Below are 18,571 nucleotides of genomic sequence, written 5' to 3'. Positions count from 1 at the left end.
GGAGGTACTCAGGCGGCCTGATTATCAAATCACGGAGAAAGAATTGCTGGCGGCCTGGGTATTATTCGCCAATCAGTTGCTCAAATATGGCTATGCTATGGCTGATTTATGAGGGGATCCTTCAGCACTATGCGGCAAGGTTCGCAGCGAAAGTGGAACATATCTAATAGCGGTTCATCGAGTTTCCAGTCGTGGCTGCCACAACGCGGGCAGGGGCGTGCCAGCTCAGATTGCAGATCCTGCCCTCCGACACGATACAAATAATAGTAAGTGGGAATTTTAGTAAGGTATTCGATTCGACCGCGTAAATCCCAACCTCGTCTAAATAAATCACTGTTTGGGCTCGATAATTCTTCTAGCGCTGCAAACTCTGCCTTAGTGGCGGCCGCCATTTGTAACTCATCACAGGCTTGCCACTCGGTTTGCCAGCGGATAACTCGCTTATGATCGCCATTAAAGGTCGCAGGGATTTGATACAGCGGAATAGGTAATAAGTTATCACCACTACGCAGGGGGGAACACATATGCACATAGCTAGTGTAGAGCAGCTGCCAGCTGGGTGGCTCAGTATTACTGACCTCAGAATTAATATCCTGACCGATAAACTTTTCACGTGGCGCCAGTAGTTTAGCCTCGGTTAATTCCGCCAGCGCTTTTTTCACCCAAGGGCTGTGGTAACGATGGGCCAAACTGTTTTTTTCCGGCGTGAGTAGGCGTACTCGAAATTCGCCCTCATTAAAGGCTACGGCAAATTCGCGGCCGAGGATTTGGCCATTAGCGCGATAGGCTTCGAGTAATTGATTGATGGCACGTTCTGCCGCACTGATGGTGGTATCGGCAAAGCATTCAAAGCGCAATTCGGTGACAAACATTAAGCGGATTTTCCTTGGGATTCGAGTTGACTGACACGTTGTTTCAGCTCGATAAGTTCATTTCTGAGTTGCATGATCTCGTTGTTTTTTAACGCGAGGGTTTGTTCAATGCCTTGTTGCAACAGGGCTAACTGTTGCGCCAATGTGGCGACTGTGAGTGGCGAAGCTTCGGCGGTATGTGTCTCTTCAACCACGGGCTGTGATTGGGCCGCTAAACGCTCCCGCTCGGCTTTGGGTATCGATTTAAACTGCTGTAATCCTTGGATTAACAGCGGCATGGGGATTTTGTTACCGACGCGGCTTTTTATCAGGGCAAGGCTTGGGGTTTTACCGCTGGCTTCGAGTGCGCAGGCTGCTGCTAACACTTGGTCAATGGGACTCATAATAAGTGAAATTCCTTAATGTATATCGTGTTTTTCACTAACTTACTGTGATGTGGTTATTTTAGTTCTTATAAATCAATGTATTGCTGTTTGGCATTGATTTTGCTTTTTAACAATTTTTATAACAAGTACACAGGAAGTCATAATATGAACGCAAATATTAATCGCAAACTCATCGCGGTCACGTTTTTAGGGTTAGCAAGCTTAGGTCTTAGCGGTTGTGTGGTCAATGTCGGCGATGGTGAATCTAAGTGGGATAGCAGCGAATCTTGGGAAAAAACACAGGATAAAAACCGCACTAATCTGACTAAGCTCAGCCTTGGCATGAGCAAAGACCAAGTGATGACGCTAATGGGAGCAGCAGACTTTAGCGAGTCCTATTTACAACAAAGCGCAGGACAAGCAGATAAAGAAGTGTTGGTCCTCTTTTATCGCACTCAGCACTCCCATAGCGATGGTAAAACCACTAAGGATGAATGTACGCCTGTAGTGTTGAGTAACCATGTTTTAGTCGGTTGGGGCGACACTGCGTATCAAAAGATTTAACCCCAACTGTCCCAAAATACACTTGAACGCCCTAAAAAATTAGGGCTTTCTTAACTGAGCATCAAGCTGCTCAATCAGTTCGGTCCATTGTGCATCAGCCTCTAAGGCTTCGGTGAGAAAACTCTTTTGCGCTTGTGTCCAAAAAGGCGCTTCAGTTAAATGTATTTGCGCTGCTAGCTTGTGAGTAGCAATAAAATGCGCGATAGCATTGGGTTGGTTCTCTAATCCCAGTTGTTCAAATAGATGGCTTAAATCAATTGGTGTAGTATCCATTCGATCTCTCCCTTGGTTAGCTTTTTATCTAGGTTATGCATCTCTTTAGGAAATGCAATCGATGATTAAAATTTGCACTTTTGGGTTTCCTTGATACATTGATAAAGACTCATAAGAGTGTGATCTAAATCAAGGAATTCTAACAATGGACAATAAAACCTTGGATGAGTATCGTGCCGTTTATCTCACCGCAGAAGATTTACGCTTGGCCGCTTCAATTATCTACAATGCGTATCACGATGATCCCTTTTTTATTAATGCGTTATCCACCGCAGATAAATTTGCCTACGAACAAAAATTACGCGCCGCAATTCGCGAAGAACTCAATACTCTATGGCAACAAAAGCAGGCCTTAATCGGACTCTTCGATGGTGCTCATTTAGTGGGAGTTGCTTGCGTTGTCACCCAAGAAGTGCCACTCGGAGAAGGTCGCTATTGGCACTGGCGGCTCAAAATGTTGCTGGGTACGGGGTGGCAATCGACCCAAGCTATGATGAAGAAGGAATCGATTATTTTGGAACTGTTACCCAGCCAGCGTTGTGGGATTTTGCAATTTATTGCTTTAGCGCCAAACGAGCAAGGTAAAGGGCTGGGCCATCAACTTGTTCAAGCGGTAGTGAGTTGGTGCGATGAGCAGCCAAATCTTGAAGGTATTGGGGTATTCACCTCGCAGGAAGCTCATATGCATTTATTTAAACAACATGATTTTGTTTTCTTGGGTGAATTGACTATTGGTGGTGTGGCTGGGCAATTACTTTTTTATACAGGCCAACAAGATGAATAAACGTTATCGCTCTTTCGCTGAGTTTTATCCTTTCTATCTCTCCCAGCATCAAGACAGTCGTTGTCGGCGGCTACATTTTATTGGAAGTATTCTGGTATTGTTATTATTAGGAGCTGCATTTATCACTGCCGCATGGTGGTTGTTGATGCTGATCCCGCTTGTGGGATATGGATTTGCTTGGGTTGGTCATTTTGTCTTTGAGCGTAATCGACCTGCGACCTTTCAATATCCTTTGTACAGCTTGATGGGGGATTGGGTGATGTTTGTCCAAATTCTTTTGGGAAAAGTAAAGTATTGAATCTGATATTCCGGTAAGAAGCTGACAAGCGTGTGAGAGATCGCTTACAAAGCCTGTAAGACAATATGTTTTCTTTTTGATTGTTTTATAATCTGTAGTTTTAAAAGTTATTTAATTTCAATTTGTTATAAATTCCACTTTGCTGGTTGAATGAGATTTTCCCGGGTTGTTGTTCTTATGGGGGAACAACAAAGACAGAATTCACGTAGAATTTATTTGTCGCCAAAACACATGGATAGCACGGATTGCAATACGGGCGAAACGGACGCAAGAAGCAACTAATTTAGGTTCTTGGATTTGAACCTCTGGCGGTAGGAAAACTGTCATAAACCAAGGATAGGCTAAGGAAAAGCAGGATAGCTTTGTCAAGGATGATACAGGATATAATACTTGTTAGGACGACAGGTTTCAGGATGATAAAGGACAAGCTTAAGGATTAAGCATGTACTCGGTGCAGGATGTATCGAGTTAAGGGATAAGTATAAGGGTGAACAGCTTGTACTCGTCTATGGAAGGCATTGAGCAGGATGCATTATGGAATGAGTCATAGGATGTGACTGGTGCCGGAATAGGATTTCCGGGTCAAAGGATTGAGTGTTATGGTTAAGCCATAACACAGGGAGGATTAGGGATACAGGGATGCTGTAGGATGCACGTAAACGCATGGATGGTGCAGGGAGCACAAATAAGCAGGATGGCTTACAGAGAATAAATGGGGCGTACACAGTACGCCCTTTTCTTTTTTGTCTTTTGAAGCCGCAGCTTGTATCCAGGCATTTTCTAAATATTGAATTGCAAATCCGTCCAATCACCCAGTTCACAGCTCATCAAGATTCTAATATCAACCCGCTTATACATTGATAACAATGCGCAATGATACTTTTGAGTTGCTTGGTTCTAGTGGTTGATACTAACCAAAGTATATGGAACTTGGCGTCGCTTAGAGGCTGTTCATAGTTCTGTGTCAAAATGTCCATTTTTATAATTTTAACGGTAGTGGGATAAAAGAGATTGTCGATTATTGCTCCTTTATGCGGCGATTTACGGCTTGGTTGGTTCTGAGTCTTTCTTGGCAAGCAAACTAAATTAGTTGAGAGGATTAAAATTGCCAGTTTCTTTGTGAGATATGTCTCACAAGTATGTAAGTAATTTGTAAGTTTTTTGACTGATAAAAACCGTCATATTCCATCAAATATAGTTTAATCAGTGTGTTAGGTTTTGCTTTTAATTATGTCGTTATTATTGCGGCTTATCTTTTTATTTTAACTAGCGCAAATTTCATCATGACTATCCTAAGATTCATTTGCAGAGGGAGCGAGAGACAACAGGATGTTAGCGGTCAGGATGGCCGGACAGTGTTTAATGGATTAACACTCACGGAATGGTAAGGAAAGACTTTCAGGATGAAAGCGTTACGAACCACGGAAGGATAGACTATCACGGATAGATAGCCTAGTTGCACAGGATTGCGATGGCACAAGGAGTGCAGCAGAAAGGAAGCAACTTAACCTATTTCATGGATGATGCTGGAACCGCTCAGGAAAGAGCAAGCTTGGTAAAAGGAACGCCAAGAGGTAGGGATGTACTTGAGTACAGGGAGATATCAAGGATTGAACAGGGATGATGCAGGATGCAAGTTGACGCATGGATGGTGCAGGGAGCACGAAAATAGCGGGATAGCTTAACAAAGAACAGAAGGGCGTGATCTTAGGAGCACGCCCTTTCTTTTTGGTATTCATACAGATGATGCAGATGTTGAGCCGCGCTATGGCTGAGTGTTATCAATACGGCTTGGCGTGATCAATTCAGCTCAAAGGTCAACGGCAGTGACTTAATGACACTTGCCAGAGCTACAACTACTTTGGCTCCCACAGCCACCAAATTTACCTTTCGTCGTCGGTGCTTCTTGCCATTCGGGTTCTGGGAATATAGGCCATTCAATCTTTTGAATTTTTTTACCTAGCATCCATATATGACCACGATATTGATTTATACCATCTGTGCTGAACTCGAATAGATACTTTGCCTTCCAACAGATCCCGGTAGTGCCGCCAAGGCTAGGACGAGCGGTTTCCATTGCGATCGCTAATAGTTGTACTTTTTGTCTACAGCATTCTTTTTCAGCAAAAATACGGCTTAATTCTGCCATTTGACGAAGTTGCCAAAAGAAAGCGGCAACGACAATCAGCGCAATAATTAACAGAAGATCTGACATCATTTACTTGCAGCCTTAAACAAGCCACCAATGGCTTGTGATAGTTGAACACTACGATTGGGATTTCGTAATTCACGCAGTAAGTGATTGCGTAAATTAGGAATAGCCACAATATCAGCAAAGACCTGATTAAAAAAGGCTTGCGGCTGAAGTGCAAGTGCTTCTAAGTAAATACTGCGACTCAGCTCTTGCTTTAGTATCGACCAATTTCGACCTGCAATACTGATGAGGGCGTTTGCATCAAGCTGGTCTGTATGCTGTAAGTGGGCTAAGGCTTGTTGGCTTAATTCAGACTGTGATGCTAATGCTCGCATGTAATAGGATTGGTACTCATTAGGTGCCTTGATGAACTTACTAAAGATCTTCTCCGCAATAGCCTCAGTCAACTGTAGATGTTCGAGGCACTGGCATAGAGCGATTTGCACTTCAATGGCGGCATGGTCAAAACTGGCAAGTATATGTTGCTCATGATCTAATTCATTGAGACGGACACAAACATCACTCAAACCTTGCAGGCCAATATGTTGCCATTCACTCGGAGCAATTTGGCCTGATAAGTATTGCATGGCAAATTCATATTGGATTGATGCCTTTAACCCTAATTGCTTACGCACTAAGGCGTTGAATAACGCTAGTTTCTCTTGGCTAGGTTTAAAACTAAATGGATTATTGGCGAGGCGATCCTGCTGTTCATCGGTTAATGGCTGAGTTGGATCTTGTCCCAGTGCCGTGAGCACCATTTCAATAAATTGTGAACGGGGTGCAGGCGAGAGCAGGCCTTGCTCATCTAAAGGAAGCTTGAGGAACCAAATAAAATGCTGCTGGCTTTCATTCCAAAAAACAATGGCAAACTGTGCATGGCCTTGAATAGGGTAGGGATAAGGTGTGGCTAGAGATTCGATTTGATGGAAGGCCAACATATCGATGTGCTGTACCCTTCGACCCAGTTCATAGACTTGGAATTGGGTTTTGGCTGTCGTTAAAAATTGGCTAAGCGTAGTAATTTCAGTCATTTGGCTGCTATATCAATCAAAAAGGCTCAATAAATTGGCGACATTATAGGGGGAAGTTGTTCACGATGGTATGATTGCCACACTTTTATCGCCCCCTGTCGCTGAGCGTTATCTTCTAGTGACAGCGAGCTAAAGGACGTTACATTGATGCTTTACAGCCAAACTCAAATAAAATTAGCCCAAATTATTCACGAGCTCCAAGGTGTTGGACTTTGGTCGGCCAATGCGCCAAGTGATAAAGCGATGGCCAGTACTGCGCCGTTTGCCTGCGATCTTATGTCGTTTGAACAATGGTTACAGTTTATCTTTATCCCGCGAATGCAAGCATTGATCGATGCTGGACAACCCTTGCCTAGCCAAATTGCCATTGCGCCTATGGCTGAACATGTGTGGTCTGAGCAGGCGACATTAGCACCCTTAATCGGTGTCTTAAATGAATTGGATATATTGTTAAATGAACCAAGATGATATCTGGTTAGATATACCAGAGAGTAAGCAATTGAATACCGATAGTGATGATGTAGAAGCCGCGCCTGAACTGCACATTTTATATCAAGACGAGCATCTCGTTGCTATCCACAAACCTGCGGGATTGCTGGTGCATCGCAGTTATTTGGCACGCCGTGAACGTTTTTTTGCGATGCAATTAACACGCGATCTGGTGGGGTGTCATGTGTTTCCGGTACATCGTTTAGATAGACCGACCTCTGGCGTGTTGTTATTTGCCAAAAATAGTGAAGTGGCTAACGCGCTTTGCGAACAATTTGCCGACCATAGTATCGAAAAACAGTACCTAGCGTTGGTGCGTGGCAATATGCACGAGAGTGGTGTATTGGATTATGCGCTCAAGGTGGAATTGGATGAAGTGGCGGATAAGTTCTCAAATCAAGATAAAGCAGCCCAAGAAGCGGTGACTCAATATGAACCGCTACTCAATGCTGAAATCCCCTATCCGTCAGGACGTTATGCAACGAGTCGATTTGCTTTAGTTAAACTGAGTCCTAAAACGGGGCGCAAGCATCAACTAAGACGCCATATGGCGCACTTACGTCATCCGATTATTGGTGATACCACCCATGGTGATGGTAAGCAAAATGCATTTTTTAGAACCCATTTTGACATCAATCGACTATGGCTGATTGCGAAAAAATTAACCTTCACTCACCCGATAACCCATGAGCGCTTAAGCATTGAAACAGAGCTTGAGCCTGAATGGGAAACCGTTTTTGCTCGCCTAGGTTGGGATGATAGCGCATTATCTTCCACACCCAGCATATTGATTGCGGGTTAAGCTGAAATGTATTAGGTCGCCACGTGTTTATTTGCGTGACTAAGATAGTGTGGTCTGTTCACTTGCTGTTGGCCCTGATGTTAACAGCTTAGCTACTCGCTAGCTTTAGTTCTTGCATTAAGGTGACTAAGCTTGAAAATCCCGTGGTGGGCTTAAGTGGCGTTTGCAGGTTTTGCTGTGCGGCATGAAAGTAATGTTTACGTCTAATTTGAGTGCTTTTATGTTGGTGCTTGAGGTGTTTTTGCCTATTGCTCTGTCGCATCAGTTTAGTTCCTCATGCTCAATAACTTGATTTAATTTATAAAATTTTACCTTGTTGCTTGCCCTAAAGCATAACAATAAAGTAACTTCAGCTGAGTTGCGTTTACGCATGTGGGACGGAGTATATCATGAAAAAAGTTAATCTGATCTTTGGCACTGTGTATGGTAGCGCACAATTTACCGCCGAAACCTTAGAAAAAGCGCTGACAGAACTTGGTTATGAAGCCAGATTGTGGCAACCGAATGAAATTAGCCAATTTACACCACCACAGGATGAGCTGTTAGTGGTTGTCACCTCAACCACCGGGCAGGGGGATTTACCCGATGATATCCAGCCTTGGTTTTATCATCTCCAAACAACAGCTCCCTATTTGCCAGAGCTGAAATACAGTGTTATTGCGCTGGGAGATTCAAGTTACGATACCTTTTGTGGTGCAGGCAAGTCAGTGGATGCATTGCTGAGTGAATTAGGCGCAAAAGCCGTTGTGGAGCGTCTCGATATTGACGCCTGTGAAACCATGGAACCTGAGGTCGAAGCGATAAAATGGCTGCAAAGCTGGAACCAAATCGTCAAATCCGAGCGCGCCGCTTAGGCCATTTGGTCACTCAGCAGTGGTTTAAATTTGCTCAGCGCTTAAGCCAAGCGCTGTTAATCCCTATTGCCATTTTACCCGCGGCTGGGGTTATGTTGGGGTTGACGGTAAGCCCAATCCCCTTTATGCCTGAAGTACTTAATGTATTAATGCTGGCTGTGGGGAAGCTGATCTTCGCGATTATGCCGATTTTGTTTGCGGTGGCGGTGGCGATTGGTTTTTGTCGAGATCAAGGGATTGCTGCATTTACCGCGGTGTTTGGCTATGGGGTGTTGACAGCAACCTTGGCTGCTTTAGCTGACCTATACCAATTGCCAACTCAGTTAGTTCTTGGCATGGATACCTTAGATACTGGGATTGCTGGCGGCATGCTGATTGGCGGCGTGACTTGCTTTGCGGTGCGTTGGAGCCAATATATTCGCCTGCCAGCGATTTTTTCCTTTTTCGAAGGGCGGCGTAGCGCCTCTTTATTGATCATTCCGTTGGCAATGGGGTTAGGTTATGTACTCGCCCATGTATGGCCATCAATCTCCTTATTGATTGAGCGAGTCTCTGATTGGGCTGTTTACCAAAAGCCTGCAATTGCGTTTTGTGTTTATGGTGCGCTTGAGCGTTTACTCATTCCTTTAGGGCTACATCATATTTGGAATGCACCATTTTATTTAGAAGTTGGCCAATATCAGTTGCAGGACGCCGAAGTGGTACGCGGTGAAGTGGCGCGTTATTTAGCGGGTGATCCGCAAGCAGGGAATTTAGCGGGGGGCTACCTGATTAAAATGTGGGGATTACCAGCAGCGGCGCTGGCCATTTGGCGCTGCGCTGATGCCTCGGAGCGAAATCGTGTTGCGGGTATTATGCTTTCCGCTGCGGCAGCCAGTTGGTTAACAGGTGTGACTGAGCCAATTGAGTTTGCATTTATGTTTGTGGCGCCTATCTTGTTTCTTATCCATGTCATGCTGGCGGGCTTGGCTTACTCTGTCTGCATTATGCTTGATATTCACCATAGTATTGTATTTTCCCACGGACTGGTTGACTTCACTTTGCTATTTTCCCTGTCCCGCAATACGGGATGGTTTGCAGTCTTGGGGCCGCTTACGGCGGTGATTTATTACATTTTGTTTAGGGGAAGTATTCTGGCATTTAATTTAAAAACGCCAGGGCGGCTTGAATCCTATGACGCCAATCGCTCCAAAGAGAGCTTAAGAGCAATTATTGCGGCATTAGGTGGTCGCGATAACATCGTTGAACTCAATGCCTGTTTAACGCGATTACGTTTGAGTGTGCATAGCCCTGAGTTAGTTAATAAAGTTCGACTCAGTCAGCTAGGCGCGAAGGGAGTGATTGTGATGGGGAAAGGTGTGCAAGTGGTCTATGGCACTAAGGCTGAAACTCTGCGTAAAGTGTTGCAGCGTTATTTAGATACACGGCGTTAGCATTGCAGCTTATTAAAATTAATCACTGATTTATTGTGTTTAATAAAGTCAACTCACAATAAATTCACTTTTTAATACAAAAAATTAGCTTTTCATGCTGTATCAGCGGATTGGCTATGGCACACTCGAGTGAGGGACCATAGAGGAGATCAGATTTTGCAGTCACAGCATGTAGTTTCCAACGCACAACCCGCCTTAGCACGTAAAATCCTGATGACAGATTGCGCCGATGCCCAAGGGCTTATCGCCAAAATCACCAGTGTTTGCTTTAACCATCAGCTTAACATCATCAAAAACAGTGAATTTGTGGATAATGCGCAGGGAAGATTTTTTATGCGCACTGAGCTTGAGGGGCACTTTAACAGCGAGCAATTATTGCAGGATCTGCGTCAAGTATTACCCGTTCCAAATCATATGACCTTAGTGAGTGCGGGTAAGAAACGCATTGTTATATTAGTCACTAGAGAAGCACATTGTCTCGGCGACCTCTTGATGAAAGCGTATTATGGCGGTTTAAACGTTGAGATTGCCGCCGTAGTGGGCAACCACGATGTACTTAGAGAACTTGTTGAAAAGTTTAATATTCCTTTTCATCTCGTCAGCCACGAAGGACTCGACAGAATTCAACATGAGCAGGCGTTATTGGCCGCGGTGTCGCAATACGCGCCAGACTATCTGGTGCTTGCCAAGTATATGCGGGTGCTGACGCCGGATTTTGTTGCCGAATATCCAAACCGTATCATCAATATCCATCACTCTTTCTTACCAGCCTTTATTGGTGCAGCTCCTTACCGCCAAGCCTGGGAACGTGGGGTGAAAATTATCGGTGCGACGGCGCATTTTGTGAACAACTGCCTCGATGAAGGGCCGATTATCAAACAGGATGTGATCCCCGTTGATCATAGTTACAGCGCACTCGAAATGGCCAAAGCGGGGCGAGACGTTGAAAAAAGTGTTCTCAGCAAGGCGCTGCAATTAGTGTTAAATGAGCAAGTGGTGGTTTACGGCAATAAAACCATTGTGTTTTAAGTCGTTAAATTTGATTTGAGTATCCCCAACATACTCCCGCGCATACCGTGATGGGGATCTTATGTTTCAGTTTTAGTCTGCGGCTTATATTCGCTTTGCTATCCTTATGTTTAATAGGATTTTTACTTTGTTTATGTCCTAATGAGTTTTTGAGTCTACATTCCTATTTTTAATCAAGGATGGAGGTTGGATGTCAACAAATCGCGGTCTAATTGTCGGAACGATGGATCTCCCCGATGGTTTGCATTTGTCTTGGGCACAACTCGATAAAGAGTTTCGTGTTCAGAAAATGAGTCAAGCCTTTTATGAGCGCTGTAACCGCTCAGCAGCGCAAATCATTAATAAACCTATTTGCCAGTTATTCAGTGCTTTTGATACTGATTTATGTGCAGATATTGAGCATCGTAGCGGTGGCTATATAGGCTTCCAGTTACAGGACAATAATGGCGCAAATGTGCATTTCGCTTTGCATGCAGTTCCTGAAAATGGATGGTACTTGATCTTATCTGAGATAAATTTTAAAGATCCCAAAATTAAAGAATTGCACGTAGATTATCGCCGTGTAATCCAAGCGAGCGATGTTTGGTTGCAGCATATTGAAGAAGTGATTAGGTCTTCACCTGAGGATGTTTTCCGGGTTGCGGTAGCCAAATCTGTCGCACTCAGCAGTAGTCGGTATGGGTTTATTCTTTTACATAACGAAAAATCGAAATTGCTTAGCTTGGCGGCCAGAACCCAATATCCTCAATCTAAGATTGACCTGCCAGAAATTGTCGAAGAAGAGACTCAAGCTCCTGAAACTGAAAGTCTTGTCTGGCTTGAATGCGCTCAAAACTTTAAGCCCATCATTAAAAATAGCCTAGGTAGGCCCGCGAATGCTCAGGGAGTATTCGATAAATTACTGCTTGAGGAACGCTATTTAGCGGTGCCCATTTTATTTCGAAATCGGTTGATGGGAATTATTTGCGTCGTTGGGCGAAGTGACCCCTACAGTCGTCAAGATGCCCGCTCATTGCTCACTTTTGCGAGTATTTTATGGCATTCGATTGAGCTTCCCCGCAGTTTGCGGGCAGTATCGCGGCAGTCCAAAATTATTAAGGCGCAAAAGGAGCAATTATCCCAATCGTTAACCCAGCTTATCAGCGCCATTTCCGAGGCATTAGAACTTAAGGATGCCTATACCGCGGGGCATCAAAAGTCGGTGGCCCAATTAAGCTATCTTATAGGTGAAAAGCTCGGGCTTGAGCCGCAGCGTTTAGAGGGGCTAAAAATTGGTGCACTGGTGCATGACATAGGAAAGCTTGCAATACCATCACAGATTTTGACTAAACCTTCAAAATTATCCAAAGAAGAATACGCCTTAATTCAAACTCATCCACAACATGGAGCGGAAATTGTAGAGGATGTCGAATTTCCCTGGCCGATTAAACAAATGATATTACAGCATCATGAGCGGCTTGATGGATCGGGTTATCCCTTGGGATTAAAGGACAAAGCGATTCTCTATGAGGCTAAAATTATTGCCGTTGCCGATGTTGCTGATTCAATCCTATCACACCGACCCTATCGTCCTTCATTGGGATTGGCGAAGATGACAGAGGTGCTTCGGGCGGGTAAAGGGATCTTATTTGATCCTGATATAGTTGAAACCTGTTTAGAGGTACTTATTAACCGTGAAATTAGTATTAGCGATCATATCGGTTCTGCCGCGCTAGACCCGGTAGTGACAGTCACTTTGGACCATGAGTTAGCCGACATTAAACGACTACTTGCTCACGCCCATGCTAAGGTGGCTGTTGTACAGGATGAAGAACATCACCTCATTGGCGTTATCACCCAAAGATTATTGGACTACTGGCTCAGCCCCCTCATTGGCAGTGCAGCCGAGCGAGAACAGGATAGGGCTTTTTTGCGTAAAAAAGCTCATCAAATCATGGAGCATTCTGTTCCTTTAATTAGTGATGTGGCGACTTCAGAAGATGCGCTGCAGCAACTTAATGAGTCTGACTCTGAGTTTTTGGTGGTTGTGAATAAGGCGCAACATGCAATAGGCGTAATCGGCTGGCGTGCAATAGCGATGGCGAATAAGTTACGCCAGGATGTCGAGCGTTTAATTTAACGGAACTCAGTAGATAAAAAATGCCAAGCAGGCTGCTTGGCATTTTGTTATCACGCAATGTAGCGAAACGATTAATCGACGATACGTAACAGTTCGTTGATCCCCACTTTGCCGCGGGTTTTCGCATCCACTTTCTTAACGATAATCGCAGCGTATAGGCTGTATTTGCCACATGCAGAGGGCAGGTTACCTGATACGACTACAGAGCCAGCTGGTACGCGGCCATAGTGGATTTCGCCCGTTTCACGGTCATAAATACGGGTACTTTGGCCGATATAAACGCCCATGGATATCACCGAGCCTTCTTCTACCACAACGCCTTCGACAATTTCAGAGCGTGCGCCGATAAAGCAGTTATCTTCGATAATAGTCGGGCCAGCTTGCAGCGGCTCCAATACGCCACCGATACCTACACCGCCGGATAAGTGTACGTTTTTACCAATTTGCGCGCATGAGCCAACGGTTGCCCAAGTGTCAACCATAGTGCCTTCGTCAACGTAGGCGCCAAGGTTGACGTAAGAGGGCATTAATACGGTGTTTTTACCGATGAACGAGCCTTTTCGAACAGTGGCTGAAGGCACCACGCGGATGGCTTCGGCTTTAAAGCGGGCCTCGTCATACTCGGCAAACTTTAACGGCACTTTGTCAAAATATTTGGTTTCGGCGCCATCGATAACGGCGTTATCAAAAATACGGAATGACAGTAACACCGCCTTTTTCAACCATTGATGAACATGCCATTGGCCGTCGATTTTTTCAGCGACGCGCAGTTCACCCTTGTCGAGCATATTGATGACATGTTGCACATCGTTACGCACGCTAGCGTCAACAGTGCTTGGTGTGATGTCGGCACGCGTTTCAAAAGCGGCCTCAATACGTTGGCGTAAAGCCTCCATTTACTTCTCCCGTTGTGGTTAATTGGTTGACTCTGAGTTGATGGCGCTCAGTGCGCTAATCAAGGCTTCCTTGAGCGTATGCTCTTGGGTTTCATTGAGTTGCAAGCCATCATTGGTTTGCAAAATAAAAAAGTCTTCCGCTCGCTCGCCGATGGTAGTGATCTTGGCGGAGAGCAACGTCGTGTTGCAGCGATAAAAAATATCGCCCACTTTAGCTAATAATCCCGGCGTATCCAAGGCAATGAGTTCCATCATACTTGTACCATGACGGTTACTCTCAAGGAAACTCACCTGAGTAGGAACATTAAAAGGTTTCATCTTGCGCGACAGTTTTCTAAAGCGTGGCAGTTTGGGGTTATCACTGGCGAGCGCTTTTTCAAGGGCTTTACGGATACTTTGTATGCGCGAGAGTTGGCTGACGGGTTCGCCGTCTTGCTCGAGGATAACAAAGGTGTCTAGAGCATAATTGTCCTTTGATGTCATGATGTTAGCATCGTGGACGTTAATGTTTTTATTATCAAGCACCGCCATTACGGTAGCAAATAACTTAGGTCTGTCCTGACAATAAACAAACAGCTCTGTGCCGCCGCGGGTCGTGTGTTTTGAAACGAGCACTAAGGGCTCATCCAACTGCTTATGCTTGAGGATGGCTTCAGCATGCCAAGCGACTTGATTGGGCTGGTGGCGCAAAAAGTAGTCGGCCTTAAAGCGTTGCCAAAGGGTATCTAAATCTTTTTCTTTAATGCCGCGCCGCAGTAGTTCTTTTTTCGCCTTGGCTTGGTATTCGCGTACTCGGGCCCGAATATCAACGGGTTTTTCTTTGCCGCGAGCGAGCACCCTTTGGGTTGAAAAATATAAGTCGCGCAGCAGTGAGCCTTTCCAGTTATTCCAAGTCTTTTCGTTGGTGGCGCAGATATCGGCCACGGTTAAACAGTACAAATAACTTAAATGCACCGCATCGCGCACCTTGCTGGCAAAGTCGGCCACCACATCGGGGTCGGAAATATCACGGCGCTGGGCGGTTACCGACATTACTAAGTGATTTTCAACTAACCAAGCGACTAAGCGGCCATCGTGGTCGTTCAAGCCATGAAGTTTACAGAAGGCGAGGGCATCGCTTGAGCCAAGCTTGCTGTGATCGCCGCCGCGGCCCTTGGCGATATCGTGGAAAATCGCGCCGAGTACTAACAAACCTTTTTTCGGTAACTGATTGATAAGCACTGAGCCTAAAGGAAACTCTTCTTTCTGTTCTGGCTGCGAGAAGCGCTCGATATTGAGGAGCAATCTGTGGGTGTGTTCATCCACCGTATAGGCGTGGAACAGGTCAAACTGCATTTGGCCTTCGATATTGCGCCATGCGGGCAAATAGGCCGACAGCACCCCGTGTTTATGCATCAGCGATAAGGCTGCAATACCGCGTGGATGTTTTAAGATCTCCATAAAGGCTTGGCGGCACTGAGGATTTTCTTGCAAGGGTTGCTGCTGTGCTCGGCGAGCACGTCTCAGTGAGCGTAGGGTAGGCGCATAAATGCCTTTAATATTAGAGTTTTTCGCGACATGGACAAACAAACGTACAATTTCTTCACCGCTGTCGAATAAATCGTCACTTAGGGCCTCGATAAAGGCACCACGGCGCTGATAGTTATTGTCAATCGCTTGAATTTCTAAAGCTTTCGTTTGACCAAGAGTTGCCCGCTTAAACAGTTGCAGCAGCATTTCGTTGAGTTCCATCACGCGGCGCACCGTGCGATAGTAACGTTTCATCATCTGCTCAACAGCAAGTTGGGTCGCGTCTTCGTATCCCATCAACTCAGCCACTTGGCGCTGGACATCGAACAGCAGGCGGTTTTCATCACGCCCGACAGTCATGTGCAGGGCAAAACGCAACTTCCACAGAAAGTGCTGACACTCGAGCAACTCTTCTAATTCGGCGGGTTCTAAAAATTCGTATTGCACCAGTTCTTCTAAGCGTGAGGCGCCAAAGTGGCGCATGGCAACCCAGGCGATGGTTTGAATGTCCCGAAGGCCGCCGGGGCAACTTTTGATATTGGGCTCAAGATCGAAGGCACTCGCCTTGGCATGGCGGGCCGTTTGTTCATCGCGCTTAGCGATAAAGAACTGACTGGAGGTCCAAAAATCGCTTTGACGAATGGCATCGTAGAGCTGGTCAAACAGACTTTCAGGCCCTGAAAGCAAGCGCGCTTCAAGCAAATTAGTGGCGATGGTAATGTCGTCTCGCCCAAGGCGTAGCGTATCATCAAGGGTGCGGACGCTATGACCAATCTCAAGACTAGCATCCCACAAAAAGGCGATAAACTCGCTGAGCGCGGCTTCCGCTACCGCAGCTAACTCGCCCTCGAAGAGGAATAGCAAATCGACATCAGAGTGCGGATGTAACTCACCGCGACCATAGCCACCAACGGCAATCAGGGCGATGGGGTATTGATCTAGGCCGTGTTGCAACCAGGCCTGTTTTATAAGGGAGTCGACAAACTGACAGCGCTGAGTCACTAGCTCTTCAATCGGGGTTTTGGCCTTGAACCTTGCTAAAAGCGTTTGATTCTGTTCGATTAATGATTGTTTAGCTAGCAGCGCTGTATTCATCGAGTCCCTTGTTTGGATGCGTTAAAATATTTGCTACCCACCAAGTTCCAATATGACCTGATGGATAGTTTAACAATTGTCATTAGTGATTAATGATCCGCGGAAAATCTTCCTCATCGCGCAGCGTCAGCACTTCAACACCGGTTTCGGTCACTAATAATGTGTGTTCCCACTGGGCTGAGTTTTTACCATCGGAAGTGGTCACCGTCCAATTATCATCGCGATCTAGCACAGTGGTGTGTCGACCCGCGTTGATCATCGGTTCAATGGTAAAGCACATACCTGGGCGTAAAATGGTGTTGTCACCATTACGGTAGTGCATCACTTGGGGTTCTTCATGGAAACCCGCGCCAATACCGTGGCCACAATAATCTTGCACGATGGAATATTTCTCAAGGCCTGTTTTGCTGGCTTTGATGAATTTTTCAATAGTATTGCCGATTTCACCTAATTTTAATCCCGGACGCACTTTACGGATCGCAAGATAGAGACTTTCTTGGGCGATGCGGCACAGACGTTTATCCTTAGGGCTGACTTCACCGATTAAGAACATTTTAGAGGTATCGCCGTGGTAACCGTCTTTAATGACGGTGATATCGATATTGAGAATATCGCCATCCTTGAGAACGCGATCGCTCGGAATACCGTGGCAAATGACGTTGTTTAACGAAGTACAAATCGACTTAGGAAAACCATGGTAGTTGAGCGGGGCAGAAATCGCGCCTTGCTCTTCGGTATATTTGGCGCAGATATCGTTTAATTCATTAGTGGTGACCCCCGCCTTAACATAAGGGGCGATCATTTCTAATACTTGTGCAGCCAGTTTACCTGCCGCGCGCATTTTCTCGATTTCTTCTGCTGTCTTAATGACTATACTCATTGCGTTTTCTCTTGTGTCTTCGGTGTCTATTGGCGCGATCAACCTAATGCAAAAATTTGTGCTTTAGGGCTATTTATGGTATAAAGCGCGCCGTTATGTTTAAGTCTTGATGAATTACCCAAGCTCAGCTTTATCTGCTTTTGGGCGATAGCAAAACTAAAGATGGCGGCCATTATACATGGCAATTTATCTAAATACTAAATCACACACGTGTCGACACATTCTTCGGGGTGCCCTCAGCTGTTAACTGCGGGGTCGAAGACATGGGATACGTGGAGGTCTAACCCCCTAAATTTTAAGGTAATAGAAATGACTACAGTTTCAATGCGCGATATGCTCCAGGCCGGTGTCCACTTCGGTCACCAAACCCGTTACTGGAACCCAAAAATGAAGCCATTCATTTTCGGTGCTCGCAACGGCGTTCACATCATCAACCTTGAGCATACTGTGCCAATGTTCAATGAAGCACTGGCTTTCATCAGCAACGTTGCTTCAAAGAAAGGTAAAGTATTATTCGTTGGTACTAAACGTGCTGCTGGCGAAGCGATCAAAGAAGCTGCTATTTCTTGTGATCAGTACTATGTTGATCACCGTTGGTTAGGCGGTATGCTGACTAACTGGAAAACCGTTCGTCAGTCAATCAAACGTCTGAAAGAACTGGAAAGCCAATCAGTAGATGGTACTTTCGACAAGCTGACCAAAAAAGAAGCGCTGATGCGTACTCGTGAGCTTGAAAAGCTGGAAAAATCTTTAGGCGGTATTAAGAACATGGGCGGCCTGCCAGACGTATTATTCGTTATCGGCGCTGACCACGAGCATATCGCTATTAAAGAAGCTAACAACCTGGGTATCCCTGTTGTTGCAGTTGTTGATACTAACTCTGCGCCAGATGGTGTTAACTACATCGTTCCTGGTAACGACGACGCGATGCGTGCTATTCGCCTGTACACTACTTCTGTTGCTGCAGCAGCTAACGCTGGCCGTGGTCAAGATTTAGCTGTTCAAGCTGAGCAAGACGGTTTCGTAGAAGCCGAATAATAATAAGGCGGGATGAGTTTCATCACCCTTATTAACCAAGATT

General features: G+C 45.4%; 19 protein-coding genes. 10 read left to right on the top strand and 9 right to left on the bottom strand.

Annotated features, from left to right (window positions below; all coding sequences use genetic code 11):
* Window positions 1-95: 95 nt before the first annotated feature.
* Both AEA42_RS19660 and AEA42_RS19655 read right to left on the bottom strand, forming a co-directional pair.
* Entirely contained in the window at window positions 96-872 is a 777-nt protein-coding gene (locus tag AEA42_RS19660) for a Zn-ribbon-containing protein (protein ID WP_055648609.1), read from the bottom strand.
* On the bottom strand, window positions 872-1,255 hold the full coding sequence (locus AEA42_RS19655) for a hypothetical protein (protein WP_055648608.1): 384 nt from the start codon (window positions 1,253-1,255) through the stop codon (window positions 872-874). Before AEA42_RS19655 ends, AEA42_RS19660 begins: the two co-directional genes overlap by 1 nt.
* 147 nt (window positions 1,256-1,402) lie before the next feature.
* Here AEA42_RS19655 and AEA42_RS19650 point away from each other — a divergent pair, with 147 nt between their 5' ends.
* Window positions 1,403-1,801: a DUF3192 domain-containing protein gene (locus tag AEA42_RS19650; protein ID WP_047534614.1), complete on the top strand. Its 399-nt coding sequence runs from the start codon at window positions 1,403-1,405 to the stop codon at window positions 1,799-1,801.
* Window positions 1,802-1,840: 39 nt separating this feature from the next.
* Here AEA42_RS19650 and AEA42_RS19645 read toward each other — a convergent pair whose 3' ends face one another.
* Complete coding sequence (locus tag AEA42_RS19645) at window positions 1,841-2,074, bottom strand: DUF2789 domain-containing protein (RefSeq protein ID WP_055648607.1); 234 nt, start codon at window positions 2,072-2,074, stop codon at window positions 1,841-1,843.
* A gap of 145 nt (window positions 2,075-2,219) precedes the next feature.
* Here AEA42_RS19645 and AEA42_RS19640 point away from each other — a divergent pair, with 145 nt between their 5' ends.
* Window positions 2,220-2,858, top strand: coding sequence for a GNAT family N-acetyltransferase (locus AEA42_RS19640; protein ID WP_037416694.1), 639 nt, complete (start codon window positions 2,220-2,222; stop codon window positions 2,856-2,858).
* Complete coding sequence (locus tag AEA42_RS19635; protein WP_055648606.1) at window positions 2,851-3,156, top strand: DUF962 domain-containing protein; 306 nt, start codon at window positions 2,851-2,853, stop codon at window positions 3,154-3,156. The genes AEA42_RS19640 and AEA42_RS19635 overlap by 8 nt, the downstream gene beginning before the upstream one ends.
* Window positions 3,157-4,987: 1,831 nt before the next feature.
* On the opposite strand, the gene AEA42_RS19625 is transcribed toward AEA42_RS19635, so the two are convergent.
* Complete coding sequence (locus AEA42_RS19625) at window positions 4,988-5,374, bottom strand: DUF3301 domain-containing protein (RefSeq protein WP_047534621.1); 387 nt, start codon at window positions 5,372-5,374, stop codon at window positions 4,988-4,990.
* Window positions 5,371-6,384, bottom strand: a complete 1,014-nt coding sequence (locus AEA42_RS19620; RefSeq protein WP_037416706.1) for a DUF3549 family protein — start codon at window positions 6,382-6,384, stop codon at window positions 5,371-5,373. The genes AEA42_RS19625 and AEA42_RS19620 overlap by 4 nt, the downstream gene beginning before the upstream one ends.
* A gap of 147 nt (window positions 6,385-6,531) precedes the next feature.
* Between AEA42_RS19620 and AEA42_RS19615 the strand changes: the two genes are divergently transcribed.
* Together AEA42_RS19615 and truC are read left to right on the top strand one after the other, a co-directional pair.
* Entirely contained in the window at window positions 6,532-6,852 is a 321-nt protein-coding gene (locus tag AEA42_RS19615) for a YqcC family protein (RefSeq protein ID WP_055648604.1), read from the top strand.
* Window positions 6,839-7,675: a tRNA pseudouridine(65) synthase TruC gene (gene truC / locus AEA42_RS19610; protein ID WP_037416711.1), complete on the top strand. Its 837-nt coding sequence runs from the start codon at window positions 6,839-6,841 to the stop codon at window positions 7,673-7,675. Before AEA42_RS19615 ends, truC begins: the two co-directional genes overlap by 14 nt.
* An 88-nt stretch (window positions 7,676-7,763) precedes the next feature.
* Here truC and AEA42_RS22450 read toward each other — a convergent pair whose 3' ends face one another.
* A complete protein-coding gene (locus AEA42_RS22450) occupies window positions 7,764-7,937 on the bottom strand; it encodes a hypothetical protein (RefSeq protein ID WP_037416714.1) in 174 nt (57 codons plus the stop codon).
* A gap of 127 nt (window positions 7,938-8,064) precedes the next feature.
* Here AEA42_RS22450 and AEA42_RS19605 point away from each other — a divergent pair, with 127 nt between their 5' ends.
* The 4 genes from AEA42_RS19605 to AEA42_RS19590 all read left to right on the top strand — a co-directional run bounded on the left by AEA42_RS19605 (window position 8,065) and on the right by AEA42_RS19590 (window position 13,110).
* Window positions 8,065-8,529 (top strand): flavodoxin, encoded by a 465-nt coding sequence (locus AEA42_RS19605; protein WP_047534629.1) that lies wholly within the window; start codon window positions 8,065-8,067, stop codon window positions 8,527-8,529.
* The gene (locus AEA42_RS19600) at window positions 8,481-9,962 is read left to right on the top strand and encodes a PTS transporter subunit EIIC (protein ID WP_055648603.1); all 1,482 of its coding nucleotides are present in this window, start codon (window positions 8,481-8,483) and stop codon (window positions 9,960-9,962) included. Before AEA42_RS19605 ends, AEA42_RS19600 begins: the two co-directional genes overlap by 49 nt.
* Window positions 9,963-10,175: 213 nt before the next feature.
* A complete protein-coding gene (gene purU, locus AEA42_RS19595; RefSeq protein ID WP_055648610.1) occupies window positions 10,176-10,991 on the top strand; it encodes a formyltetrahydrofolate deformylase in 816 nt (271 codons plus the stop codon).
* 190 nt (window positions 10,992-11,181) lie between these two features.
* Window positions 11,182-13,110, top strand: coding sequence for an HD domain-containing phosphohydrolase (locus tag AEA42_RS19590; protein ID WP_055648602.1), 1,929 nt, complete (start codon window positions 11,182-11,184; stop codon window positions 13,108-13,110).
* A 71-nt stretch (window positions 13,111-13,181) separates the two neighbouring features.
* On the opposite strand, the gene dapD is transcribed toward AEA42_RS19590, so the two are convergent.
* The 3 genes from dapD to map form a co-directional block, all read right to left on the bottom strand.
* A complete protein-coding gene (gene dapD / locus AEA42_RS19585) occupies window positions 13,182-14,006 on the bottom strand; it encodes a 2,3,4,5-tetrahydropyridine-2,6-dicarboxylate N-succinyltransferase (RefSeq protein WP_055648601.1) in 825 nt (274 codons plus the stop codon).
* A gap of 18 nt (window positions 14,007-14,024) precedes the next feature.
* Window positions 14,025-16,610 (bottom strand): bifunctional uridylyltransferase/uridylyl-removing protein GlnD, encoded by a 2,586-nt coding sequence (gene glnD, locus AEA42_RS19580; protein WP_055648600.1) that lies wholly within the window; start codon window positions 16,608-16,610, stop codon window positions 14,025-14,027.
* An 82-nt stretch (window positions 16,611-16,692) separates the two neighbouring features.
* Window positions 16,693-17,490 carry a type I methionyl aminopeptidase gene (gene map / locus AEA42_RS19575; protein ID WP_037416730.1) on the bottom strand — a complete coding sequence of 266 codons (798 nt, stop codon included), beginning with the start codon at window positions 17,488-17,490 and terminating at the stop codon, window positions 16,693-16,695.
* A gap of 309 nt (window positions 17,491-17,799) precedes the next feature.
* Between map and rpsB the strand changes: the two genes are divergently transcribed.
* Window positions 17,800-18,528, top strand: coding sequence for a 30S ribosomal protein S2 (rpsB, locus tag AEA42_RS19570; protein WP_011071784.1), 729 nt, complete (start codon window positions 17,800-17,802; stop codon window positions 18,526-18,528).
* Window positions 18,529-18,571: the final 43 nt, after the last annotated feature.

It is taken from the genome of Shewanella sp. Sh95 (assembly GCF_001308045.1).
Taxonomy (GTDB): Bacteria; Pseudomonadota; Gammaproteobacteria; order Enterobacterales; family Shewanellaceae; genus Shewanella; species Shewanella xiamenensis.
Note: the sequence above shows the minus strand (reverse complement) of the source record. Positions and strands in the feature narration are given on the sequence as shown.